Origin of the sequence: Xanthomonas sp. XNM01 (assembly GCF_014851915.1) — a bacterium.
Lineage (GTDB): Bacteria > Pseudomonadota > Gammaproteobacteria > Xanthomonadales > Xanthomonadaceae > Pseudoxanthomonas.
On record NZ_JACVAP010000004.1, the window covers coordinates 185169 to 209790 of the forward strand.

Annotated in this window: 20 protein-coding genes; 14 read left to right on the forward strand and 6 right to left on the reverse strand. The window is 71.1% G+C overall.

Annotated features, from left to right (window positions below):
• Position 1: 1 nt before the first annotated feature.
• The 8 genes from dapF (at position 2) to hslU (ending at position 7252) form a co-directional block, all read left to right on the forward strand.
• Positions 2-829, forward strand: coding sequence for a diaminopimelate epimerase (gene dapF, locus IB242_RS14970; protein ID WP_225540690.1), 828 nt, complete (start codon positions 2-4; stop codon positions 827-829).
• On the forward strand, positions 826-1506 hold the full coding sequence (locus tag IB242_RS14975; protein WP_192281145.1) for a DUF484 family protein: 681 nt from the start codon (positions 826-828) through the stop codon (positions 1504-1506). Before dapF ends, IB242_RS14975 begins: the two co-directional genes overlap by 4 nt.
• Before the next feature lie 547 nt (positions 1507-2053).
• The gene (gene xerC, locus IB242_RS14980; RefSeq protein WP_192281149.1) at positions 2054-2941 is read left to right on the forward strand and encodes a tyrosine recombinase XerC; all 888 of its coding nucleotides are present in this window, start codon (positions 2054-2056) and stop codon (positions 2939-2941) included.
• Positions 2942-3020: 79 nt separating this feature from the next.
• Entirely contained in the window at positions 3021-4109 is a 1089-nt protein-coding gene (locus tag IB242_RS14985) for a hypothetical protein (RefSeq protein ID WP_192281152.1), read from the forward strand.
• Between the two features lie 154 nt (positions 4110-4263).
• Positions 4264-4470 (forward strand): DUF3079 domain-containing protein, encoded by a 207-nt coding sequence (locus tag IB242_RS14990; RefSeq protein ID WP_192281155.1) that lies wholly within the window; start codon positions 4264-4266, stop codon positions 4468-4470.
• A gap of 153 nt (positions 4471-4623) precedes the next feature.
• A complete protein-coding gene (locus IB242_RS14995; protein ID WP_192281158.1) occupies positions 4624-5094 on the forward strand; it encodes a DUF1203 domain-containing protein in 471 nt (156 codons plus the stop codon).
• 87 nt (positions 5095-5181) lie between these two features.
• The gene (gene hslV, locus IB242_RS15000) at positions 5182-5733 is read left to right on the forward strand and encodes an ATP-dependent protease subunit HslV (protein ID WP_192281160.1); all 552 of its coding nucleotides are present in this window, start codon (positions 5182-5184) and stop codon (positions 5731-5733) included.
• Positions 5734-5866: 133 nt separating this feature from the next.
• Positions 5867-7252 (forward strand): ATP-dependent protease ATPase subunit HslU, encoded by a 1386-nt coding sequence (gene hslU / locus IB242_RS15005; protein WP_192281163.1) that lies wholly within the window; start codon positions 5867-5869, stop codon positions 7250-7252.
• A gap of 343 nt (positions 7253-7595) precedes the next feature.
• Here the strand turns inward: hslU and IB242_RS15010 are convergent, their stop codons facing one another.
• On the reverse strand, positions 7596-8108 hold the full coding sequence (locus IB242_RS15010; RefSeq protein WP_192281167.1) for a hypothetical protein: 513 nt from the start codon (positions 8106-8108) through the stop codon (positions 7596-7598).
• 419 nt (positions 8109-8527) lie between these two features.
• On the opposite strand from IB242_RS15010, the gene IB242_RS15015 reads away from it, so the two are divergent.
• Together IB242_RS15015 and IB242_RS15020 are read left to right on the forward strand one after the other, a co-directional pair.
• Entirely contained in the window at positions 8528-9910 is a 1383-nt protein-coding gene (locus IB242_RS15015; RefSeq protein ID WP_225540692.1) for a serine hydrolase domain-containing protein, read from the forward strand.
• Between the two features lie 152 nt (positions 9911-10062).
• The gene (locus IB242_RS15020) at positions 10063-10779 is read left to right on the forward strand and encodes an aspartate/glutamate racemase family protein (protein ID WP_192281170.1); all 717 of its coding nucleotides are present in this window, start codon (positions 10063-10065) and stop codon (positions 10777-10779) included.
• 145 nt (positions 10780-10924) lie between these two features.
• On the opposite strand, the gene IB242_RS15025 is transcribed toward IB242_RS15020, so the two are convergent.
• On the reverse strand, positions 10925-11596 hold the full coding sequence (locus IB242_RS15025) for a TetR family transcriptional regulator (RefSeq protein WP_192281173.1): 672 nt from the start codon (positions 11594-11596) through the stop codon (positions 10925-10927).
• 214 nt (positions 11597-11810) lie between these two features.
• On the opposite strand from IB242_RS15025, the gene IB242_RS15030 reads away from it, so the two are divergent.
• From IB242_RS15030 to IB242_RS15040, 3 genes are read left to right on the forward strand one after another with little or no spacing between them, the layout of a single operon-like run.
• Positions 11811-13040 carry an efflux RND transporter periplasmic adaptor subunit gene (locus tag IB242_RS15030; protein WP_192281175.1) on the forward strand — a complete coding sequence of 410 codons (1230 nt, stop codon included), beginning with the start codon at positions 11811-11813 and terminating at the stop codon, positions 13038-13040.
• Between the two features lie 12 nt (positions 13041-13052).
• The gene (smeE, locus tag IB242_RS15035) at positions 13053-16196 is read left to right on the forward strand and encodes a multidrug efflux RND transporter permease subunit SmeE (RefSeq protein ID WP_192281177.1); all 3144 of its coding nucleotides are present in this window, start codon (positions 13053-13055) and stop codon (positions 16194-16196) included.
• Positions 16189-17574 (forward strand): efflux transporter outer membrane subunit, encoded by a 1386-nt coding sequence (locus IB242_RS15040; RefSeq protein ID WP_192281180.1) that lies wholly within the window; start codon positions 16189-16191, stop codon positions 17572-17574. Before smeE ends, IB242_RS15040 begins: the two co-directional genes overlap by 8 nt.
• 535 nt (positions 17575-18109) lie before the next feature.
• On the opposite strand, the gene pdeM is transcribed toward IB242_RS15040, so the two are convergent.
• From pdeM to IB242_RS15060, 4 genes are read right to left on the reverse strand one after another with little or no spacing between them, the layout of a single operon-like run.
• Positions 18110-18778 (reverse strand): ligase-associated DNA damage response endonuclease PdeM, encoded by a 669-nt coding sequence (gene pdeM, locus IB242_RS15045; protein ID WP_192281183.1) that lies wholly within the window; start codon positions 18776-18778, stop codon positions 18110-18112.
• Positions 18768-21257 carry a ligase-associated DNA damage response DEXH box helicase gene (locus IB242_RS15050; protein WP_192281186.1) on the reverse strand — a complete coding sequence of 830 codons (2490 nt, stop codon included), beginning with the start codon at positions 21255-21257 and terminating at the stop codon, positions 18768-18770. The genes pdeM and IB242_RS15050 overlap by 11 nt, the downstream gene beginning before the upstream one ends.
• A complete protein-coding gene (locus IB242_RS15055) occupies positions 21254-22858 on the reverse strand; it encodes an ATP-dependent DNA ligase (protein WP_192281189.1) in 1605 nt (534 codons plus the stop codon). Before IB242_RS15055 ends, IB242_RS15050 begins: the two co-directional genes overlap by 4 nt.
• A complete protein-coding gene (locus tag IB242_RS15060) occupies positions 22855-23919 on the reverse strand; it encodes a ligase-associated DNA damage response exonuclease (RefSeq protein WP_192281192.1) in 1065 nt (354 codons plus the stop codon). Before IB242_RS15060 ends, IB242_RS15055 begins: the two co-directional genes overlap by 4 nt.
• A 302-nt stretch (positions 23920-24221) precedes the next feature.
• On the opposite strand from IB242_RS15060, the gene IB242_RS15065 reads away from it, so the two are divergent.
• The gene (locus IB242_RS15065) at positions 24222-24614 is read left to right on the forward strand and encodes a DUF2946 family protein (protein ID WP_192281195.1); all 393 of its coding nucleotides are present in this window, start codon (positions 24222-24224) and stop codon (positions 24612-24614) included.
• Positions 24615-24622: the final 8 nt, after the last annotated feature.

The window sequence follows — 24622 nt, forward strand, 5'->3', positions numbered from 1 at the left end:
GATGCAGTTCAGCAAGATGCACGGGGCCGGCAACGACTTCGTCGTGCTCGACCTGCGCGACGGCATGCCGCCTCCCGATGCGGCACTCGCGGCGGCCCTGGCCGACCGCCATCGCGGCGTCGGCTGCGACCAGATCCTGACCATCGAGCATCCGCGCAGTGCGCAGGCGGTGGCCGCCTACGGCATCTGGAACTCCGACGGCAGCGCCGCGGGCCAGTGCGGCAACGGTGCGCGCTGCGTCGCCGCCTGGCTGGTGCGCGATGGCGCCGCCACCGGCGAGCGCTTCATCGTCGACAGCCCCGGCGACACCCATGCGGTCACCCGCCTCGGCGACGGCCGCTACGCCATCGCGATGGGCGCACCCCGGCTGCTGCCGGCGCAGGTGCCACTGCTGGGCTTCGACGCCGCCCAGCGCGAGTACGAGCTGGAGATCGACGGCCGGCGCGTGGTGTTCGGCGCGGTCTCGATGGGCAACCCGCACGCGGTGATCGAGGTCGACGATGTCGATGCGGTCGATGTCGTCACGCTCGGTGCCGCGCTGCAGCGTTCGCCCGCGTTCCCGGACTCCTGCAACGTCGGATTCGCCCAGGTGCTGGCGGACGACCGCATCCGGCTGCGCGTCTACGAGCGGGGCGTCGGCGAGACCCTGGCCTGCGGCAGCGGCGCCTGCGCCGCGGTGGTCGCGCTGATCCGGCGTGGTCGCCTGGCGCGCGCGGCCACGGTCGCGCTGCCGGGCGGGGAACTGCACATCGGGTGGTCCGACGACGACGCGCAGGTCATCATGGCCGGACCGACCGCATTCGTTTTCGAGGGGAACTGGCAGGCATGAGCGAGAGCAAGGACAGGGACGCGCCGGGCGCGCACGAGGTGGCGGCCTGGCTGCGCCGGCATCCGGGCTTCCTCAAGCAGTTCCCCGACCTGGCCCTGAGCCTGGTGGTGCCGCGCGACGACGGCCGTGCCGCGTCGCTGGCCAGCTACCAGCTCGACGTGCTGCGCGACAAGAACCGCGAGCTGTCGCGGCGTCTGGGCGACCTGTCCGCCAACGCCCAGGTCAACGAGCGGCTGGCCGTGCGCACCCAGCAGCTGACCCTGGCGCTGCTGCGCCAGCGCAGCCGTGCCGACACCCTGCGTGCGATGGCTGCGACGCTCGCCGAGGATTTCGATGGCGACCTGGTCCGGATCCTCATGTTCCAGCCGGCGGCCGGCAGCGATGACGCCGACTGGCTGCAGGTGATCGCCGAAGACGACGCGCGCCTGCAGCCGTTCCGCGATGCGCTGCGTGACGGCGAGCCGCTGTGCGGCCGCCTGCGTGCGGAGAAGAATGCGCTGCTGTACGGCCCGCGCGAGGGCGAGGTGCAGTCGAGCGCCTTGCTGCCGTTGCCCGGCGTCGGCCTGGTCGCGGTCGGCAGTCACGACGCGAACCGCTTCTATCCCGGCATGGGCACGCTGTTCCTGCGGATGATGGGCGAGGCGCTGGTGGTGGCGCTGCAGCGTTTCGACGACTGAGTCACGCGGCGGTCCGCGTCCTTGCCACCAGTGGGGGGGCGCTGGCTCCACGCTGCGGTGCCATGCGTCGCACCGGTGCGGCAGGTGACCGGTGCGCGGCGCGTGGCTGGTGCGTGGCTCGCGCCGCATGCCGGCGATGGTCCTGCACGCGGGTTCCGGCTGTCGGCCCGGGCGCCGCGCGACCGGATCACGCGTGATCCGTGAAGGGCTGCACGGCGCGACGTCCCTCGACCTGCCATCTCGCCGACGGTGCCGCTGCGTCCTGCGCAGCGCCAGCGTGTCGACGGTGGATGTCCCTGACGTTCCGGCCATCGCGGTCTTTCCACCGCTGGCATGGCGATCCTGCGCGCGTGCCGGCCGGGCGGGCCTTTGGCATGGGAAACCGGCACGCGACTGCAGCCCCGGCGCGGACCGCGTCGTGTGCATTGCGGCGTGGTGCGCAGGCAGGGCCGCGTGCGTCCTGGCAGTCCCGGCGCGGGCTCGCACCAGCGCTCAAACGCCGGCATCATGCCGGCAACGCGTATCACGGCATCCTTCCGCGCCAGCCATGGGCAGCATCGAAGCGTTTCTCCAGCATCTGCAGGTCGAGCGGGCGATGTCGGCGCATACGCTGGACGCCTACCGGCGCGATCTGGCCGCGCTGCAGGGCTGGGCGCAGGCACACGGCGCGGATGACGTCGATGCGCTGCAGCCGGCGCAGCTGCGTGATTTCGTCGCCGCCGAACACCGCCGCGGACTTTCGCCCAAGAGCCTGCAGCGGCGCTTGTCGGCCTGCCGCAGTTTCTATGCGTGGCTGCTGAAGCACGGGCGGATCGCCGCCAGCCCCACCGCCGGCCTGCGCGCACCGAAAGCGCCGCGCAAGCTGCCGCAGGTGCTCGACGTCGACGAGGCCGTGCGCCTGGTCGAGGTGGCGACCGACGCGCCGCTGGGCCTGCGCGACCGCGCGCTGCTGGAACTGTTCTACTCCTCCGGCCTGCGCCTGAGCGAACTGTGCGCGCTGCGCTGGCGCGACCTGCAGCTGGCCGATGGCCTGGTCACCGTGCTCGGCAAGGGCAGCCGCCAGCGCAGCGTGCCGGTCGGATCGCATGCGCGGCGCGCGCTGGAGGAATGGCGTGCGTCGACCGGCGCCGATGCCGACACGCACGTGTTCCCCGGACGCGGTGGCGGCGCGATCAGCCAGCGTGCGGTGCAGATCCGCATCCGCCAGCTGGCCGCGCGCCAGGGCCTGTTCAAGCACGTGCACCCGCACATGCTGCGGCACAGCTTCGCCAGCCACGTGCTCGAATCCTCCGGCGACCTGCGCGGCGTGCAGGAACTGCTCGGCCACGCCGACATCGCCACCACCCAGATCTACACCCACCTGGACTTCCAGCACCTGGCCAAGGTCTACGACGCGGCGCACCCGCGGGCGAAGAGGAAGCCGGGCGATGCATGACTGCGGCGGTGACATGAGGCGCAGTGCACACCGAACTCTGGTTCGCAGCATCGTGGCCGCATGTCTACTGCTGCCAGTGATGGCGGTCGCGCAGCCGGCGGGCGGCTGGTACGGCGACATGCTGCGCAATCGCCCTTGGCAGGCGCTGCAGGTGCTCGGCACGCTTCCCGGCCAGGAGCAGGCTGTGGCACAGCTGTCGGTGATCGTCGGGGATGCGGGCCCGGCATGTCGTCTGCTGTCCACGCGTCCGCCGCGGATCGATGCAGGCATGTCGCATGATGATGCCCTGCGGGAGATCGTCGCTGCCGCCCGCGGCGCACAAGTCGTGATGCTCAACGAATCGCACTTCAGCCGCACCCATCGGCTGTTTCTTGGCCGGGTGCTGGAAGCGCTCGGCGCGCTGGGATTCGATGCGCTGGCAGCCGAAGCGTTCGAGGCCGATGCGCCTGCCTTGCTGGCGGACGGTGATCCGGATGTGCGGATCGGGTTCTACACCGCCGACCCTGCGTTCGCCACGGTGCTGCGGCGGGCACGCGTGATGGGTTGGGAGTTCGTTGCGTACGAAGCGGCTTCCACTGAGCGGGAGCAGCGTGAGGAGGGGCAGGCCCGTGCACTGGCCGACTGGCTGGAGCGGCATCCCAGGCGCCGGCTGCTGGTATACGCGGGTGGCTCGCACATCTCCGAAGACGAAAGCGCCGGCTGGATGGCCGCCCGGTTGAAACGCATGACCGGTATCGATCCGTTGACCATCGCCCAGGCGGCGACTGCCTGCGCAGGGATGGAGGCCATGTGGCCATTCGATGCATCCGTCGCCGTCACACCGATGCGCGACGGACGACCATCGGGCGGGGCTGGCGCCGACATCGTCGTGTTGCATCCGCCCGCATCGATCGCCGCCATCGAAGCCGATCGCGGTGTACTGCACGATGTCTGCATCGCGGCGCAGGCGCAGGATACGCTGCTGCGCGCGTTCCATGCGCAGTCGGGCGACGCCGCCATCGCAGCGGACCAGGTCGTGATTCCGGCTGGCGCCACCCGTGCACGGCTGCGGCTCGCGCAGGGGCGCTATCGGATCATGCGTGAGGATGCCGAGGCACTGCATCTGCTGGGCAGCATCGAATCCGGCAGTGGGCATGCAGGCTGTATCCGGCTCCCGTCTGCTACGTGAGCGGTGAGCTCGGCTGCCTTCAGGTGTTCGTCACGAACTGGCTGCGGCCAACGCCGGGATGTTGCTTGCAGCCGCTTCATCGCTTGCGTTGAATCAGGGCGGTGGGTTCTGCCCGCGGTCAGACTGTGGAACATCCAGTCGACATGGTGATGCGATGGCCAAGCCCTTCCCGTTGAATCCGAAGCATCCCGAGCGCATCTGCTGGGGTTGCGACCGCTACTGCGCCGCGAACGCGCTGGCCTGCGGCAATGGATCGGGGCGCACCATGCATCCGGCCGAAAGCCAGGGCGAGGACTGGTACCTCGCGTGGGGCATCGAGCCGGAACCGGAGCGGCCGGCGCACGCGAAGTCGTCGTCCTGACCCGGCCGGAGGCATGCCTGGGCCGCCCCGGAGCGCGCACCGCGGCGTGCATGCGCCGCCATGCCCGGTCAGCGGAGTGCGATGTCCGGAACCGGCGAGCGCCGCTCCGCCCGGACCCGCATCGTGGGCGCGTCCCCTCCAGGCAGCCCGTCCATGTCCAGCTTCCGTCTTTCCGGTCTCGATCCCGCGCCGTTCGCATCGCTGTTCCACCTGGACGCCGACGCGCTTGCCGCGCGTGGCGCCCGGCGCTGCATCGCCGATTCGGACCATGGCTTCCCGTGCCGGGTGTCGCTGGAGGACGCCCGCCGTGGTGAAGAACTGCTGCTGCTGCACTGGGAGCACCTGCCCGGGCCCTCGCCGTATCGTGCCGGCGGGCCGGTCTTCGTTCGGCGCGGTGCGCAGCGGTGCGTGCTCGCGCCGGGTGTCGTGCCCGACAGCGTCTCGCGCCGGCTGATCTCGCTGCGCGCCTACGACACGGCGGCGCTGATGGTCGACGCGGAGGTCTGCGCCGGCGAGGCGGTCGCCGGGTGGCTGGAGCAGGCGTTCCGGCGCGATGGCATCGTCCGCGTCCACCTGCACAATGCACGGCGCGGGTGTTTCGCCTGCGAGGCCGAGCGTGCCTGAACGATGGCCGGCGCGGCCCGCTGCGCCACAGGCTTGATCGCTGATGGGGCTGTCCCCATGTCCGGTGAACAGTTTCCCGGAGGCCGCATGGACCCCAGTCAGAACCCCAACGTGTTCCACGCCACCACCATCGTCTGCGTGCGCCGCGGCGACAAGGTGGCCATCGCCGGAGACGGCCAGGTCACCCTCGGCCACACCGTGATGAAGGGCAATGCGCGCAAGGTGCGCCGGCTGGGGCGCGAGGGCCAGGTGCTGGCCGGTTTCGCCGGTGCGGCGGCCGACGCGTTCACCCTGTTCGAACTGTTCGAAGCCAAGCTCGAGAAGCACGGCCAGCTGACCCGCGCCGCGGTGGAGCTGGCCAAGGACTGGCGCACCGAGCGTCGCCTCGGCAAGCTCGAGGCGCTGCTGGCGGTGGCCGACAGGGAGACCTCGCTGGTGATCAGCGGCACCGGCGACGTGATCGAGCCGGAGGACGGCATCATCGCCATTGGTTCCGGCGGCAGCTACGCGCTGTCGGCCGCACGCGCGCTGCTGGCGCACACCGAGCTGGATGCGAAGACGATCGCGACCGAGTCGATCGGCATCGCTGGCGACATCTGCATCTACACCAACCGCAACGTCGTCGTCGAAGAACTCTGAGATCGCGCCCCTCTTCCGCACACGGAAGAGGGGCTGGGATGAGCGTGCCGGCCGCTGCCCGGCCTCGTCCGCCCTCCGGGCACCTTCTCCCTCTGCCGGGGAAGGACACCACCTCCGCCATGCGAAGACACCCATGACCGAAAACATCTCCTCCACCATGACGCCGCGCGAGATCGTGCAGGAACTCGACCGTCACATCGTCGGCCAGCACTCCGCCAAGCGCGCGGTCGCCATCGCGCTGCGCAACCGCTGGCGCCGCATGCAGCTGGCACCGGAGCTGCGCAACGAAGTGATGCCGAAGAACATCCTGATGATCGGCCCGACCGGCGTCGGCAAGACCGAGATCGCCCGTCGCCTGGCGACGCTGGCCAACGCGCCGTTCGTCAAGGTCGAGGCCACGCGCTTCACCGAGGTCGGCTACGTCGGCAAGGACGTCGAGCAGATCGTGCGCGACCTGGCCGACACCGCGGTCAAGATGTACCGCGAGCAGGCCAAGACCCGCGTGCGCCTGCAGGCCGAGGAACGCGCCGAAGACCGCATCCTCGATGCGCTGCTGCCGCGTCGCAGCGGCGGCATCGGCTTCGACGTGGAAGCCGCGCGCAACGAGCCGTCGTCGGTGCAGGTGTCCGGCCCGGAAGACAGCACCCGCGCCAAGTTCCGCCGCATGCTGCGCGCCGGCGAGCTGGACGAGCGCGAGATCGAACTGGAGCTGTCGGCCAACGTCGGTGGCGTCGACATCATGACCCCGCCGGGCATGGAGGAAATGGGCCAGCAGCTGCGCCAGATGTTCTCCAGCCTCGGCGGCGCCAAGACCCACAAGCGCACCGTCACGATCAAGGCGGCGCGCCCGCAGCTGGTCGAGGAGGAGGCCGGCAAGCTGGTCAACGAGGAGGACATCCGCGCGGCCGCGATCGAGGCCTGCGAGCAGCACGGCATCGTCTTCATCGACGAGATCGACAAGGTCGCCAAGCGCAGCGACGCCGGCGTGTCCGGCGGCGACGTCAGCCGCGAGGGCGTGCAGCGCGACCTGCTGCCGCTGGTCGAGGGCTCGAACGTGTCGACCAAGTACGGCACGGTCAAGACCGACCACATCCTGTTCATCGCCTCCGGTGCGTTCCACCTGGCCAAGCCCTCGGACCTGATCCCGGAGCTGCAGGGCCGCTTCCCGATCCGGGTCGAACTGGGCGCGCTGAGCAAGGACGATTTCAAGCGCATCCTGACCGAGCCCAAGGCTTCGCTGACCCGCCAGTACGTCGAGCTGATGCAGACCGAGGGCGTGGGCCTGCAGTTCACCGCCGATGCGGTCGACCGGCTCGCCGAGATCGCCGCGCAGGTCAACGAGCGCCAGGAGAACATCGGCGCACGCCGTCTGCACACCGTGCTCGAGCGGCTGCTGGACACGCTCAGCTACGAGGCACCCGACCGCGACGGGCAATCGGTGACGGTCGACCAGGTCTATGTCGACGCGCACCTGGGCGAGCTGGTGCAGGATCCGGACCTGAGCCGCTACATCCTCTGAGCCCGCCCAGCGCGGCATCGCGCCGCGCTGGGCCCGGCGCCAGGGTGTCCCACGGATGGCCCCGTGGAAACACCCGCGCCTGCGCCGCCCGATGCTGCCCCGCGCAGCACCGGACGTGCAGGTCCGGCATCGATCGCGGACGGAAACGAAGAACGCCCCATGCAGTGCATGGGGCGTTCTTCGTTTGTCGTGGGGAAACCGCGGCGCTGCGGGCGTGGCCCGGACGCCAGCGAAGATCGCGGTCGCATCTTCGCCGGCGTCCTGCGGGTCGGCCGTTCCGGATCGAACGCTTCCAGTTCGATGAGGCGTCGCAGGGCGATCGCAGCGCCTGGGCGTTTCCGCGTCAGCGGAACGCGGCCTGGGTCCTGGCTTCGGCCTTGCCGGCGCGCCGTTGCCGCGCCTTGCTCACCGCCTTGGTCGTGGTGCCGCTGCGCGCCTTGGCCGCCGTCTTCGCGCGCGTGGTCTTTGTCGCCTTGCTTGCCTTGCGGGCGGTGCCCGTCTTCGTCGTCCTGCTCGTCCGGGCGGTCTTGCGCGTGGACGTGCCGATGCGCAGTTCGCTCATCGCCGAGCTGCACTCGCGGTTGATCTTCTCCAGCTGCGCTTCGTAGTGAAGCAGGGCGCGTTCGAACAGCGCCTCCTTCTTCAACGTGCGCGCGACCACGGCCGATGCCTTGGACTGGCTGCGCTGGGTCGCCGCGATGCGGTGCCGCTGCGCCAGGTCGCGCTGCTTGTCGCGCAGTTCGCGCGTGCGCTTGATCAGGGTGACCAGCTGTTTCACTTCGTAGGGACCGGTCGTTTCCAGCAACTGCCGTTCGCGTGCGGTCAGCAGTGCCGCCTGTGCCGGGGAAATCCTCATCGGCCGTCCTCCATCGTTGCGTGTGGAGGCCACAGCATGCGCGATCGCATGTCGATGCGATGCGAGTGTTGCCGATGGCGGGTCGGCCACAGGATGCGACCGGGCTGAAGTCGCGTGCCATCTGCGCTCATCGGATGATCTGAAGCGTCAAGCCCACGCGTGGATTTCCGGTCGATTCCCGCTGACGCGTGACCAGACGTCGCTGCAGCGGGACGGATCGTCGTGACGGCGACGGGGCACGTCGAGTGTCGCTGCGGTGCATCGTTGCGGCGCTAGGATCCGGTGCCCGTGATGTGCTGCGTGTTGCGGCGATTGTGCGGACCCGTGTGCAGCGCATGGTGGCGCACTGCTGGCCACGCGGCGCGTACGTCCGGTATCAGCAGCGATGGCTGCGTCTGTCAGAGAGATGAAGGAAGGACATGCTGAGAATCCTCGCGGTCGTGGTGCTCATGATCTCCTTCGGTGCCCGGGCCGGCACCGACCTGCCGTCCGCTCCGGCAAGGCAGGTCTTCGATCGCTGGCTCGCCGCCCACAACGCTGGCGAACGCGAGCTGCTTGCCGCGTTCAATGCGGCGTACGGCGTCACCACGGATGTCGAAGACGACCTCGAGTTCCGTGAAAGCTTCGGCCGCCTGCAGCTGGCGGAAGTACGTGCCGAAACGCCCACCGGAATCACGGTCGTGCTCGTCTCGGAGTGGGGGCGCGCCCTGCTGGCCACGATCGGGATCGAACAGGCGAAGGTGTTGAGGCTTTCTGGCATGCGCTTCGAGGGCGTGCCGATGCCTGAGGCGTTCCGCCCGAGACCGATGCCGATGGACGCGCTGGTGGAGGAGGCGAGACGGCGGCTCGATGCACTTGCCGCGGAAGACCGGTTGTCCGGCAGCTTTCTGCTGGCCCATGCGGGCAGACCGCTGTTCGCGTGGCACGGCGGCCTGGCCGACCGCGAGGCCTCGGTCCCGGTCTCTGCGGAGACCCGGTTCCGCTTCGCCTCGCTGGGCAAGATGTTTACCGCCGTCGCGGTACTGCAGTTGGTGGAGGCAGGCCGGCTGGAACTCGATGCGCCGTTGTCGACGTATCTGCCCGATTATCCGAACCGTGCAGTGGCCGATGCGGTTACCCTGCGGCACCTGCTGAGCCACACCGGCGGCACCGGCGAGGTGTTCGACGCGCGTTTCAGCGCCATCTCCAGCACATTGCGAACCCATCGCGACTACTGGCCCGTGTATGCGCCCGCGCCGCTGGCATTCGCGCCGGGCAGCGACGACGGATACTCGAACTACGGGTACATTCTGCTGGGCTCGGTGATCGAGGCGGTCAGCGGGCAGAGCTACTACGATTACGTCGCCCACCACATTTTCGATCCGGCGGGCATGGGCGCCACCGGTGCCGAGCCGGAGTCGGTCGAGGTCCCGGGGCGGGCGCATGCATACACCCGAGTGGACGGGCGCTGGGTGCGGGAAACCGCGTCGCTGCCCTGGCGCGGTACCGCTGCCGGAGGCGGTTACACCACGGCGGGCGACCTGATGCGCTTCGCGGCGGCGCTGGCCGATGGCAGGCTGCTTTCGGAGGCGTCGCTGCGGATGGCGACGCAACCGCAGAACACGAAGGGGTGGTACGGCTTCGGCTTCCTTGTCGGTGGCGACGGCGCGCAACGCCAGTACGGCCACGAAGGCGGCGCGCCAGGCGCCAACGCGGTGCTCAACGTGCGGCCGGCCACCGGCCATGTCGTGATCGGGCTGAGCAACCAGGACCCGGCGACGATGGAGCAGACCGTCAACTTCATCACCCAGCGTCTGCCCTGACGCCCCGCCACGATGACCTCTGCATGGTGCTGGTCTTCGCGGATGGGGCGCGATGTCCTGCCCGTGCCGCCGGCACGAGGCTAGAATCGCCTGCGCTCCATTGCGGCGAGCCGCGAGGTTCGCCCCCGCCATCCGTGAGCCAGGGACATTCCATGCGCACCATCGGCCTGATCGGCGGCATGAGCTTCGAAGCCACCGCCATCTACTACCGGCAGATCAACGAGGCCGTGCGCGCACGGCTCGGTGGCCTGCATTCGGCGCAGCTGCTGCTGCGTTCGCTCGACTTCCAGCCCATCGTCGCGCTGCAGCGCGCGGGCGACTGGACCGGCGCCGGCGCCGTGCTGGCATCGGCCGCACGCGAGCTGCAGGACGGCGGCGCGGACTGCGTGCTGATCTGCGCCAACACCATGCACCTGGTCGCCGACGAGGTGGCCGCGGCGGTCGCGGTGCCGCTGATCCACATCATCGACGAGACCGCGCAGCGGCTGCTGGCGGCGGGGCACCGCAGGCCGCTGCTGCTGGCGACCCGCTACACGATGGAACACGGCTTCTACGCGCAGCGGATGCAGCGTCATGACATCGAGATCGTCCTGCCCGACGCCGCCGGGCGCGCCGAGACGCACCGGATCATTTTCGAGGAGCTGTGCGCGGGCAGGGTGCTGGATGCGTCGCGGCAGTCGCTGCGCGCGCTGGTCGCGCAGGCACGTGATGCCGGGGCGGACGGGGTGATCCTCGGCTGCACCGAGCTGGGCATGATCCTGGATCCGGACGCGCTGCCGCTGCCCGGCTTCGATACGACGCTGATCCACAGCGAGGCGGCGGTCGCGTTTGCGCTGGCCGACCGGGCCGGGCACGACGGGCCGGGCTGACAGCCGCCGGTCCGCGTGGCGGCGTCCCGCGCGGACCAGGTCGCCGGCGGGGCCGCATGCAGGCAGGGATTCCGGCCCTGCCATGCGCCTGCTGCCATCACGTGCGATGCCGATGCCGCGGCATCGCTTCGTGCCGATCAACCGCTCAGAACAGCCAGTCGGCGCTGCCGCTGGTGTCGGGCATCTCGCCGGGCGTGAACAGGCCTTCCCGGACGTAGGCGCTGAGGATCGCGTCGACGATGGCCATGCCATCGCGGCGGATCTCGTACAGCTCCGGGGCGACCATCGAGCCGTACATCACCCCGGTCATGCCCAGCGACAGCACGCGGCTGGCGACCGCGGTATCGACGCCCTCGCGCAGCTGGCCCAGTTCCTGCGCGCGCTGCAGCGTGCGGACGACGATGTCCATTTCCTCGCGCTCGTGGTCGCGCATCATCTGGGTGATGGTCCGGCTGTCGTCGGACAGGTCGTGGCGCAGCATGATCTCCAGCAGGCTGCGCAGGGTGGGATCGTCGGCCACCTCGCCCAGCGACACCAGCATCGCCATGCGCAGGTCCTGGACCGGCGTGTCGCGCAGCGGCGAGGAGGTGCGTTCCATCCGCTGGATGAACGGCATGCGCTCGCGTTCCAGCATCGCCTCGATGACTTCGGCCTTGTTCTTGAAGTGCCAGTAGACGGCGCCGCGGGTGTAGCCGGCGCGGCTGGCGATCATCGCCAGCGTCGTCCCGGCCACGCCGTGCTCGTGGAAGCAGGCCAGCGCGGCGTCGAGGATGTCCTCCCGGGTCGCGGCCGCTTCTTCTTTGGTCTTCCTCGCCATTCGCCTTGCGCTTGCTCACATGCTGGGTGAAACGGGGCTGAAGTGTAGCCGTTGCAAAACAAACATGCATGTATGTATATTTCCTCGCCCTGTCTGAACGGTTGCCATTCGCTGGCGGCCGTTGCGGGCGTGTCGATCTCCACCCGCGACGTTCGTCGCGTCAGATGCCGGCACGATCGCGCCCGATTGCCACCTTTCCCATCAGAGCTCCGTCATGTCCCGACTCCCCCTCCGCGCCCTTGCCCTGTCCGTGGCGATCGCCTTGGCCGTTGCCGCCTGCGGTGGCGAGCAGGCCCCGCCCGAGGCCGGCCCCGGCCAGGTCACCGTCGTCACCCTGAAGGCCGAGCAGATCGGCCTGACCCGTGAACTGCCCGGCCGCGCCAATGCCTTCCTGGTCGCCGAGGTCCGGCCGCAGGTCAACGGCATCGTCGCCAAGCGCCTGTTCACCGAAGGCGGCTACGTGACCGCCGGCCAGCCGCTGTACCAGCTGGACGACGCGGCCTACCGCGCCCAGGCCAACAGCGCCCGCGCCCAGCTCGGACGCGCCGAGGCCACCGCCGAGGCATCGCGGACCAGCGCGGTCCGCATCGCCGAACTCGCCAAGGTCGACGCGGTCAGCGTGCAGGACAACGAGAACGCGATCGCCGCGCGCAAGCAGGCCGAAGCCGACGTCGGCGCGGCCAGGGCGTCGCTGGATGCCGCCAACGTGACCCTGGGCTATGCCCGGATCACCGCGCCGATCTCCGGCCGCATCGGCAAGTCCACGGTCACCCAGGGCGCGCTGGTCAACGCCGGCCAGGCCGAGGCGCTGGCGACGATCCAGCAGCTGGACCCGATCTACGTCGACATCAGCCAGTCGGCCGGCGAGCTGCTGCAGCTGCGCCGCGATCTGGCGGCCGGGCGCCTGCAGGACAACCAGACCCTGCCGGTGACGATCCTGCTGGAGGACGGCAGCGAGTTCGCGCACAAGGGCACGCTGGAGTTCTCCGAGGTCAGCGTCGACCCGTCCACCGGCAGCTACGGCCTGCGCGTGCGCGTGGACAACCCCGAGCAGATCCTGATGCCGGGCATGTACGTGCGCGCGGTGGTCGGCTCCGGCGTGCGCAACGAAGGCCTGCTGGTGCCGATGCAGGGCATCGCCCGCGATCCCAAGGGCGATACCAGCGCGATGGTGGTCGGCGAGGACGGCACCGTGCAGGTGCGGCCGGTCAAGGTCAGCCGCGCGATCGGCGACCGCTGGCTGGTCGAGGACGGCCTGAAGCCGGGCGACCGCGTGATCGTCGAGGGCCTGCAGAAGATCGGCCCCGGCATGCCGGTGGAAGCCACCGAGCGCGGCGCCGAAGCGCCCGCGCCGGACCAGGCGCCGGCCGCACCCCAGGCGGGCGCCCCCGAGGCGGCCCCGGTCGAGCAGCCGGCCGCTGCCGCTCCTGCCGACGCGCAGTAAGGAATCCCGCACATGGCACGTTTCTTCATCGATCGGCCCATCTTCGCGTGGGTGATCGCCATCATCATCATGCTGGCCGGCGGCCTGGCGGTGCTCAGGCTGCCGATCTCGATGTATCCGGAAGTGGCACCGCCGGCGGTCGAGATCAGCGCGACCTATCCGGGCGCTTCGGCCAAGGTGGTCGAGGACTCGGTGACGCAGATCATCGAGCAGAACATGAAGGGCCTGGACGGGTTGATGTACTTCTCGTCCAACAGCTCGGCCAACGGCATGGCCACCATCACGCTGACCTTCCAGAGCGGCACCAACCCCGACATCGCCCAGGTGCAGGTGCAGAACAAGCTGCAGCTGGCGATGCCGCTGCTGCCGCAGGCGGTGCAGCAGCAGGGCATCAACGTGGCCAAGTCCAGCAGCGGCTTCCTGCAGGTGCTCGGCTTCGTCTCCAACGACGGCAGCATGGATGCCAACGACATCGCCGACTACGTGGGCTCGAACCTGGTCGACCCGCTCAGCCGCGTGCCGGGCGTGGGCAACATCCAGGTGTTCGGCGGCAAGTACGCGATGCGCATCTGGCTGGATCCGAACAAGCTGCACACCTACCAGCTGTCGGTGGAGGAAGTGGCCGCGGCGATCACCGCGCAGAACGCGCAGGTGGCCATCGGCCAGCTCGGCGGCGCGCCGTCGGTGAAGGGCCAGCAGCTCAACGCCACGATCAACGCGCAGGACCGCCTGCAGACCCCGGAACAGTTCCGCAACATCCTGCTGCGCTCCAATGCCGACGGCAGCGAGCTGCGCCTGGGCGACGTGGCCCGGGTGGAACTGGGCGCGGAAAGCTACGACTTCGTCACCCGCTACAACGGCAAGCCGTCCACCGGCATCGCGATCACCCTGGCCACCGGCGCCAACGCGCTGGACACCGCCAACGGCGTGCGCGCCACCCTGGAGGACCTGAAGGCCAACTTCCCGGCCGGCCTGGAAGCGGTGGTGCCGTACGACACCACGCCGTTCGTGCAGGTCTCGATCAAGGGCGTGATCAAGACCCTGATCGAAGCGATCGTGCTGGTGTTCCTGGTGATGTACCTGTTCCTGCAGAACTTCCGCGCCACCCTGATCCCGACGATCGCGGTGCCGGTGGTGCTGCTGGGCACGTTCGGCGTGCTGGCCGCGCTGGGCTTCTCGATCAACATGCTGACGATGTTCGCGATGGTGCTGGCGATCGGCCTGCTGGTCGACGACGCCATCGTCGTGGTCGAGAACGTCGAACGCGTCATGTCCGAGGAAGGCCTGTCGCCGCTGGAGGCCACGCGCAAGTCGATGGACCAGATCACCGGCGCGCTGGTCGGCATCGGCCTGGTGCTGTCGGCGGTGTTCGTGCCGATGGCCTTCATGGGCGGCGCCACCGGCGTCATCTACCGGCAGTTCTCGGCGACGATCGTGTCGGCGATGGCGCTGTCGGTGCTGGTGGCGATCGTGCTGACCCCGGCGCTGTGCGCGACCATGCTCAAGCCCTTGAAGAAGGGCGAGCACCACGTGGCGCGCGGTCCGGCCGGCCGCTTCTTCGGCTGGTTCAACCGCAGCTTCGAGCGCTCCAGCGGCCAGTACCAGCGCGGCGTGCGCGGCATCATCGCGCGGCCGTGGCGCTTCATGGGCATCACCGCGGCGCTGTTCGTGGTGATGGGCCTGCTGTTCGCACGCCTGCCCAGCGCGTTCCTGCCCAACGAGGACCAGGGCATCCTGATGGCGCTGGTGCAGACCCCGGTCGGCGCCACCCAGGAGCGCACGCTGGAGGCGATCGACAAGCTCGAGCGCCACTTCATGGAGAACGAGGCCGAGGCGATCGAATCGGTGTTCTCGGTGCAGGGCTTCAGCTTCGCCGGCATGGGTCAGAACGCGGGCATGGCCTTCGTCAAGCTCAAGGACTGGGGCGAGCGCAACGACGACCAGGGCGTGGGCCTGATCACCGGCCGCGCGATGATGGCGCTGGGCGGCATCAAGGATGCGTTCGTGTTCGCGTTCCCGCCGCCGGCGATGCCGGAGCTGGGCATCGGTTCGGGCTACACCTTCTTCCTGAAGGACAACAGCGGCCAGGGCCACCAGGCCCTGCTGGACGCGCGCAACCAGCTGCTCGGCGCGGCCGGGCAGAGCGGCCTGCTGGCCAACGTGCGCCCGAACGGGCAGGAAGACACCCCGCAGCTGCGCGTGGACATCGACGTGCCGCGCGCGGCGGCGCTGGGCCTGTCGATCGCCACCATCAACACCACCCTGTCGACCGCGTGGGGCAGCAGTTACATCGACGACTTCATCGACCGCGGCCGGGTCAAGCGCGTCTACCTGCAGTCCGACGCGCCGTTCCGCATGACCCCGGACGACTTCAACCTGTGGTCGGTGAAGAACGACCAGGGCGAGATGGTGCCGTTCAGCGCGTTCGCCAAGACGCACTGGGATTACGGCTCGCCGCGCCTGGAGCGCTACAACGGCGTGTCGGCGATGGAGATCCAGGGCGAACCCGCCCCGGGCGTGGCCTCGGGCGATGCGATGAACGAGATCGAGCGGCTGGCGCGCGACCTGCCGCCGGGCTTCGAGATCGAGTGGACCGCGCTGTCGTTCCAGGAACGCCAGGCCGGCTCGCAGACGCCGCTGCTGTACACGCTGTCGCTGCTGATCGTGTTCCTGTGCCTGGCCGCGCTCTACGAGAGCTGGACCGTGCCGACCGCGGTGCTGCTGGTCGCCCCGCTGGGCATCCTCGGCGCGGTGCTGGCCAACACCTTCCGCGGCATGGAGCGCGACATCTACTTCCAGGTGGCGATGCTGACCACGGTGGGCCTGACCTCGAAGAACGCGATCCTGATCGTGGAGTTCGCCAAGGCCAACCTGGAGAAGGGCGCCGGCCTGATCGAGGCGACGATGCACGCGGTCCGCGACCGCCTGCGTCCGATCATCATGACCTCGCTGGCGTTCGGCCTGGGCGTGCTGCCGCTGGCGATCGCCTCGGGCGCCGGTTCCGGCGCGCAGCAGGCGATCGGCACCGGCGTGCTCGGCGGCATGGTCATCGGCACCCTGCTGGGCGTGTTCTTCATCCCGCTGTTCTTCGTGGTGGTGCAGCGCGTGTTCAACCGCCGCAAGTATGGCAAGGCCGCAGGAGACTCCCATGCATAAGCCGCTGATGACCGCGCTGGCCGCCGCGCTGCTGGCGTCCGGCTGCGCGATGCTCGAACCGCGCACGACCGAGGTCGCGCCGGCGATCCCGACGCAGTGGCCGCTGGCCGGCAACGCCGATGCGTCGGTGCCGGCCGCCGCCGACGTCGGCTGGCGCGAGGCCTTCGCCGATCCGCGCCTGCAGCAGGTGGTCGCGCAGGCGCTGGAACACAACCGCGACCTGCGCGTGGCGGTGGCCAACGTCGACCGCGCGCGTGCCCAGTACCGCATCCAGCGTGCCGACCGGCTGCCGTCTCTGGCGGTACAGGGGCAGATGGAGCGCGTCGGTGGCGACGTGCCGGCGACCGAGCAGTACACCGCCGGGCTCGGCGTGACCGCGTTCGAGCTGGACCTGTTCGGCCGCGTGCGCAATCTCAGCCAGGCCGCGCTGCAGCAGTACTTCGCGGTCGAGGAGAACCGGCGCAGCGCGCAGCTGTCGCTGGTGGCCGAGGTCGCCACCGCCTGGCTGATGCTGGGCGCCGACCAGGACCTGCTGCGGATCGCCGAGGCCACGCTGGCCAGCCACGAGGACTCGCTGCGGCTGGCCGAAGCGCGGCACCGGCTGGGCGGCACCTCGGCGCTGGAACTGGCGCAGACCCGCACCCTGGTCGAGGCCGCGCGCACCGACACCGCACGCTATGCCAGCCAGGTCGCGCGCGACCTCAATGCGCTGGAGCTGCTGGTCGGCGGTGCGCTCGATGCGGGCCTGCTGCCGCAGCAGCTGGACGACCAGGTCGCGGCCATGCCGGCCCTGCCGGCCGGGCTGCCGGCCGACGTGCTGCTGCGCCGCCCCGACATCATGGCCGCCGAACACCAGCTGCTGGCGGCCAACGCCAACATCGGCGCGGCGCGCGCGGCGTTCTTCCCGTCGATCAGCCTGACCGGCAGCGTCGGCTCGGCCTCGGGCGAGCTGTCGGGCCTGTTCGAGAGCGGCACGCGGATGTGGAGCTTCGTGCCCACCATCAGCCTGCCGATCTTCCAGGGCGGTCGCCTGCGCGCCGGCCTGGGCATGGCCAACGCCGACCGCGACATCGCCCTGGCGCAATACGAGAAGGCGATCCAGTCCGGTTTCCGCGAGGTCGCCGACGCGCTGGCCGAGCACGAGGCGCTGGAGATCCAGGTGCGCTCGCAGCGGGCCCTGGCCGACGCCGCCAACGAGGCCGAGCGCCTGTCGCAGGCCCGTTACGACGCCGGCCTGGACAGCTTCGTGACCCTGCTCGACGCGCGCCGCAGCGCCTATGCGGCCCGCCAGTCGCTGGTGTCCACGCGCCTGGCCGAGCAGAGCAACCGCGTCGCGCTGTACAAGAGCCTGGGCGGCGGCTGGCGCGAGCAGGGCTGACGCTGCGCGGCCTGCGCGAAGCTGCTGGTCCCTGCATCCCCATTCGGGCGGTGGGCGATCACTCTGCCTGGTGAGGCATTGGCCGCCACCGTTCGATGGCGGTCGCGGCTGGGGCCGCTCCTGCAGGTGGCGGCAACGCATGGTGTCGCCTGCGGAAGGACGCTTGAGGCCGGCGGTGGCCATGCATCGGCTGGAGCGGCTGCATGGCGGCCGCCCTTCCCGAGGAAGGGATGCAAGTACCAGCGGGCTCCTGCAAAGGTCATCGCGTCCCTGCGGGCAGGCGGCGGCGCTCCTGCAGGCGGTGCCGCAGCGCCGACCACCCGGCCCGGTCGCATTCACTGGGACGGATGCGTGGCGGCCGCTCTTCTCGAGGAAGGATGCAGGCACCAGCGGATATCACGTTGCTGCGGGCAAGCGGCGGCGCTCTTGCAGGAGGTGCCGCAGCGCCGACCAGCCATGTCCGGCCATGCATTGACTGGGACGGATGCATGGCGGCCGCCCTTCCCGGGGAAGGGACGCAAGCACCCGCGGGTTCCTACGAGGCCGTGCCGCTCGGCGCGTCGTGTGCCGGCAGCGCGACCGCCTCGCCCTCCACGCAGGCGACCAGCTGCTCGCCGCCGCGCAGGCTCGGGGTGATGCCGGCGGTGAAGGCGGAGAACGCGGGCAGCACGCTGATGCCCGGCCGCAGCCAGAACGCGGGCCAGCGCCGACGCAGGCCGGGCAGCTGCGCCTGCGGATGCACGTGGCCGCACACTACGTGCAGGCGCGGATGCGCGACCGGATCGTGGCGCAGCAGGAACGGTCCGTCCTCGGCCTCGGTCTCCATCGTGTCGATGCCCAGCGTGGTGGGATCGAGCATGCGGTCGTGGTTGCCGCGCAGCACCCGGATCCGCAACGCGGCGTGGCGCGCGCGCCAGCGCTGCCAGTGCGCCAGCCAGTGCGCGCGCGGCACCGGGCCGTGCAGCAGGTCGCCCAGGATCCACAGCGTGTCGCTGGGATGGCGTTGCAGCAGCGCGTCGAGCCGCTCCAGGTCGTGCGCGGTGCCGCCGCTGGGCAGCGCAATGCCGGCGCGGCGGAAGGCCTCGCCCTTGCCCAGATGCAGATCGGCGATCAGCAGCGCGCGGGCGTCAGGGCGGTAGAGCGCACGCGCGCCGAGCAGCAGCACGTCCTCGCCGGCCAGCGCGATCCGCAACTCAGGTGCCATGGCGCTGCTCCAGACGCGCGGCGGCGCGCATCACCCGGGTCTTCCAGTCTTCATTGCTGAGCTGCCCGCGCAGGCCGTCCGCCCACAGGGGGAACGCGAGCGGGGTCAGGCTGGCAGGCGCGTGCAGCAGCAGCGTGCGCCGCGCGCAGTCGTGCAGCAGCGCGGCCAGCCGGTCCAGTTCCAGTTCGCCCTCGAACACTTCGCGCTCGGCCTGGGCCAGCAGCAGGTGGCCGGGGTCGTGCCGGGTCAGCACGTCGAACAGCAGGCCGCTGGAGGCCTGCAGCTGACGCGTGCTGCGCAGTGCGCGGCCGGGTAGCGAAGGTGGCAGCAGGCCGGCGACGCGGGCGATGCCGCGGAAGCGCCGCCGCGCCAGCTCGCCGAGGTTCAGCGCCTCGCGCAGGTCGTCCAGCAGGTGTTCCGGCGAGAGCAGGGCGCGCAGCAGGTCGGCGTCCAAGGGCGCGTCCTGCGCCGGCGACAGCACCAGGCCGTAGTCGTTGGCGGCGAAGGCGAAGCTGTTGCGCTGCACGCGCGCCCAGCGCAGCGCCAGCAGCGCGGCCAGGCCGTCGTGGACCTGGCGACCGCCGAACGGGAACAGGAACAGATGCCGCTGGCCGCGCACCTGCAGCGTTTCGGCCAGCAGCGTGCCGGGGCCGGGCAGGGCGGACAGGCGTTGCTGCAGGGCCAGCAGCGGGGCCAGCGCCTGCAGCTCGGCCGAGCCATCCGGCGCGTGCAGCAGCGCTTCCACCTCGGTCGCCAGTTCGCTGGACAGCGGCATCCGCCCGCCCATCCAGCGCGGCACCGCGCCTTCGCCGCCGCGGGCCAGGCGCACGTAGGCGGTCATGTCTTCCAGGCGCACCAGCTCCAGCAGGCGGCCGGCGAACTGGAAGCGGTCGCCGCGGCGCAGGCGCCCGGCGAACTGCTCTTCCACCGCCCCCAGCGTGCCGCCGCGCAGGAAGCGCACCGCCACGCTGCCGTCGCTGGCGATGGTGCCGATCCGCAGCCGGTGCAGGAAGGCCACGCGCCGCGCCTGCACCACGTAGCGTCCGCTGTCGTCGCGCACCACCTTGTGGAAATCCGGATAGCTGGCCAGCGCGCTGCCGCCCTGCACGATGAAGGCCAGCACCGCCTGCCAGGTCGGCGCATCCAGTGCGGCGAACGCATGCGTGCCGCGGACTTCGTCGAACAGCGCATCGGCCTCGAAGCCGCCGCCGAGCGCGCAGCTCACGCAGTGCTGGGCCAGCACGTCCAGCGACAGCAGCGGTGGCAGGCGCGTCTCGATCCGGCCGGCGGCGATCGCGCGTCGTGCCGCGGCGTACTCGACCAGTTCCAGCGCGTGGGTCGGCACGCAGGTGACGTGACCGGCCTCGCCCGGACGATGGCGCGCGCGCCCCGCACGCTGCAGCAGCCGCGCCACGCCCTTCGGGCTGCCCAGCTGCAGCACCTGGTCGACGGCCGGAAAATCCACGCCAAGATCCAGGCTGGAGGTGGCGACCACGCAGCGCAGCGTGCCGTCGCGCAGGCCGGTTTCGGCGGCCGCACGCAGCGCGGGATCCAGCGAGCCGTGGTGCAGGGCGAGGGTGCCGGGATCCTCCGGCCACACCGCCGACAGCGCCTGGTACCAGAGCTCGGCCTGGGCGCGGGTGTTGGCGAACAGCAGGCTGCTGCGCGCGGCGAACAGGCGCTCGAGCACCCGCGACAGCTGGGCCAGGCCGAGATGGCCGGCCCAGGGGAAGCGCTCGCGCCCGGCCGGGCGCAGCGTGTCCAGGGTCAGCGTGCGCGGCTTCACCCCGCCGACGATGGCGGCGTCGGGCAGATGCGGCAGCAGCACGTCGCGCGCCTGCTGCAGGTTGCCCAGCGTGGCCGACAGGCCCCAGATGCGCAGCCGCGGCGCCAGCGCACGCAGCCGCGCCAGGCCCAGCTGCAGCAGCACGCCGCGCTTGTTGCCGAGCAGCTCGTGCCATTCGTCGACGACCACCGCGTCCAGCCCGGCCAGGCGCGGGGCGGTGTCCGGATACGACAGCAGCAGGGCCAGCGATTCGGGCGTGGTCACCAGCGCATCCAGGCCGCCTTCGCGCGCCAGCCGCTTGTCGCGCGCACTGGCATCGCCGGTGCGGTGGCCGACCTGCCAGTCCAGTCCCAGCGCCTCGGCCGGCGCGCGCAGGGCGCGCACGGTGTCGGCGGCCAGCGCACGCAGCGGGGTGATCCACAACAGCCGCAGCGGGCGGCTGTCGCGCCGGCGCCGGCGTGATGGCGCTGGCGCGGCCACTGCGCGTGTGGCCAGCGCTTCGATCAGCGGGCCGCCGTAGACCGCCAGCGTCTTGCCGCTGCCGGTGGGCGTGTGCAGCAGGCCGGATTCGCCGGCCAGGTAGCGGCGCCAGACCTCGCGCTGGAAGCGCAGCGGCGTCCAGCCCTGAGTGGCGAACCAGTCGCCCAGTTCCGCGCGCGCGGCGCGCTGCCGGGCCAGCGTCGGCCGGCTCATCGGGCCAGCGCCTGCAGTGCGGCCAGTGCGTCGGCCTCGGCCGCCGGCTTGTCGTGGCGCCAGCGCAGGATGCGCGGAAAGCGCACCGCGATACCGGACTTGTGCCGCTTGCTGGCATTGACCGCCTCGAAGCCGAGTTCGAACACCTGCACCGCCTCGACCGAGCGCACCGGGCCGAAGCGTTCCAGCGTGTGCGCGCGGATCCAGCGGTCCAGCTTCAGGATCTCGGCGTCGTCCAGCCCCGAGTAGGCCTTGGCCACCGGCACCAGCGCGCCGTCGTGCCACAGGCCGAAGGTGTAGTCGGTGTACAGCGTGCTGCGGCGGCCGTGGCCGGCCTGCGCATACAGCAGCACCGCGTCGATGGTCAGCGGATCGATCTTCCATTTCCACCAGTCGCCGCGGCGGCGGCCGGCCTGGTAGGGCGCGCTGGCGCGCTTGAGCATCAGGCCCTCGACACCGCGCATGCGCGCGTCTTCGCGCAGCACCGCCGCTGCATCCCAGCTGGCGGCCTGGACCCGCGGCGACAGTGCGATGCGCGGATCGCCGAACGCGGCCAGGGTGGTCTCCAGCAGCGCGCGCCGTTCCGACTGCGGGCGCGTGCGCAGGTCCTGTCCGGCGTGTTCGAGCAGGTCGTAGGCCAGTACGCGCACCGGCGTGTCGGCCAGCGTCTTCGGTCCCGGCCGGCGCCGCTGGATCCGGGTCTGCAGCGCGGTGAACGGCAGCGGCGCGGCTTCTCCGTCGCGCCAGCCCAGCAGTTCGCCGTCGATCACGGTGCCATCGGGCAGCGCGGCGGCCGCCTGTTCGATTTCGGGAAAGCGCCCGTCCAGCCGCTCTTCGCCGCGCGACCACAGCGCGACCTCGCCATCGCGTCGCAGCAGCTGCACCCGGATCCCGTCCCACTTCCATTCCAGCAGCCAGTCGTCGATCGCGCCGAGCGTCTCCGGCGTCGCTTCCAGCGGCGATGCGAGAAAGAACGGATACGGCTGCTGGCGATCGTCCGGGCGTTCCTCCGGATCCAGCAGCGCGGCCATCCAGTCCACGCTCGGCGTCCAGGTGCCGAGCATGCGCTGGGCGATGCGGGCGATGTCGATGCCCGACAGCTCGGCCAGCGCCTGCTGCACCAGCCGCTGCGATACGCCGACCCGCAGCGCGCCGGTCAGCAGCTTGTTGAACGCCAGACGCTGGTCGAACGGCAGCGTGCGCCAGGCCTGCACGATCGCGGTACGACGCAGGTCCACGTCGGCGTTGGCCAGCGGCAGCAGCCGGCCTTCGATCCACGCCACCAGCGGCAGGTCGGGCATGGCCGCGGCGGGCTCGTCCATCAGCAGGGTGACGGTCTCGGCCAGGTCGCCGACCTGCTCGTAGCTGTCGTCGACCAGCCAGTCGGGCAGGCCGGACTCGGCCGCGATCCACGCGCGCAGCTCGCCACTGGCGGCGATCTTCCTGCCTGCGCCTGAGAGCTTGCCGCCGGCCAGCAGGTGCAGCGCCCAGGCCGCGTCGGCGGGCGCTGCATCGCGGAAATAGGCGACCAGCGCCGCACGCTTGTCGCCGGTGGCGGTGCTTTGGTCCAGCTCGCGGTACAGCGCGGCGAAACGCTTCATGCCGGCGCCTGCGTGCCGTCCGCCTGCGCGTCGTCGCCGGACGCGGGCGTGGTGTCGGCCAGCGCCTCGTCGCCGTAATCGGTGCGGAACGCCTCGGCGGCCACGCCCTGCTCGCGCAGGTGGCGGATCAGCGCGTCGGTGTTGCCGTGGGTGGCGATGATGCGGCGGGCGCCGCTGTCGGCGATGCTGCGCAGCAGGTCGGGCCAGTCGGCGTGGTCGGAGACGATGAAGCCGCGGTCGACATTGCGCCGGCGGCGGTTGCCGCGGATCCGCATCCAGCCCGAGGCGAAGCCGTGCTGCGCCCTGCGGAAGCGCCGCAGCCAGCTGCTGCCGGCGGCCGAAGGCGGCGCCAGGATCAACTGGCCGGCGACGTCGCTGCCGGCCGGCAGCTCGGCCACGCGGCGGGTGTCGAGCATCGCGATGCCGGCCTCGCGGTAGACCTGCACGCCGGCATCGATCGCGCCGTGCAGCAGCGCCGGCTGGTCGTCCAGCGGCAGCAGTTCGGCGAGGATGCGCTGCGCCTTGCCCAGCGCGTAGCAGTACAGGATCGCCGCCTCGCCACGCGCGGCGCATTGATGCCGCCACTGCACGATCTCCGCGGCCACCTCGCGCGTGTCCGGCCAGCGGTAGACCGGCAGGCCGAAGGTGGCTTCGGTGATGAAGGTGTCGCAGCGCACCGGCTCGAACGGCGCGCAGGTCGGATCGGGCTGGCGCTTGTAGTCGCCCGAGGCGACCCAGACCTGGCCATCTGCCTCGATCCGTACCTGGGCCGAGCCGAGCACATGCCCGGCCGGGTGCAGCGAGACGCGCGCACGGCCGAGGGTGAAGGCATCGCCATAGGCATGCGCATGCACCCGCTGCTCGCCCAGCCGCCAGCGCAGGATCGGCACCGACGCATCGCTGCAGTGGTACTCGCCCATCCCGCTGCGCGCATGGTCGCCGTGGCCGTGGGTGATGACCGCGCACGGCACCGGCCGCCACGGATCGATGTGGAAATCGCCGGCCGGGCAGTACAGGCCTTCGGGGCGCAGGACGACCAGGTCGGTGGGGGCGGCAGGCATGCGCCGAGTGTGTGGACGCCGATGTGCAGGGGGCGAGAACCTGCCGTCGAGGTGGCGCGCACGCCGCTGCCGGAGCGTGCCGCGCATCGCAGCGCGGGTGTGCGCGGTGCCCGGTGGCGGGATGGCGCAGGCGGCCGCGCTGGGCGAAGGCCTCGCCGTCGTCGTCCGCGCCGGGCTGCCCGCCATGCCGACGTCCGATGGCCCGTCAGGCGGCGATACGCGACAGGCGCGCGATGGCGCGGGCGCCAGGTGCGACAAACGGTCGCATCCCGCGCGCAGGGAGGCAGGACGACAATGGCGCCGTGATCCGCGAACGCACCCTGCATCGACGCATGAACCGGCTGGCCTGGCTGGCGGTGGCGCTGCTGATGCTGGGGCCGCTGGTCGGCCGCCTCTGCGGCCTCGGCGCCACGCCACTGCGCACGGCCGCGGTCTGCGTGCCGGGCGCCCAGGCGATGCCCGCCGCGCCATCCGACATGGACCCGCACCCGACGCAGATCCACGTCGACGCCGCCGACTGCGTGTACTGCCCGCTCGCCGCGTCGCTGGCGCTGCCGTCCGTCGATGCGATGGCCGATGCCGTCGTGGCGCGCTCCGGCGTGTCGCCGCGCGCGGCGGTGCCGTCATCGGTCACTCGTACCGGTCCGCAGGCGGGGTGCCGCGGGCCACCGGCCGCCTCCGCCGCCAGCGCCTGATCGCTCTT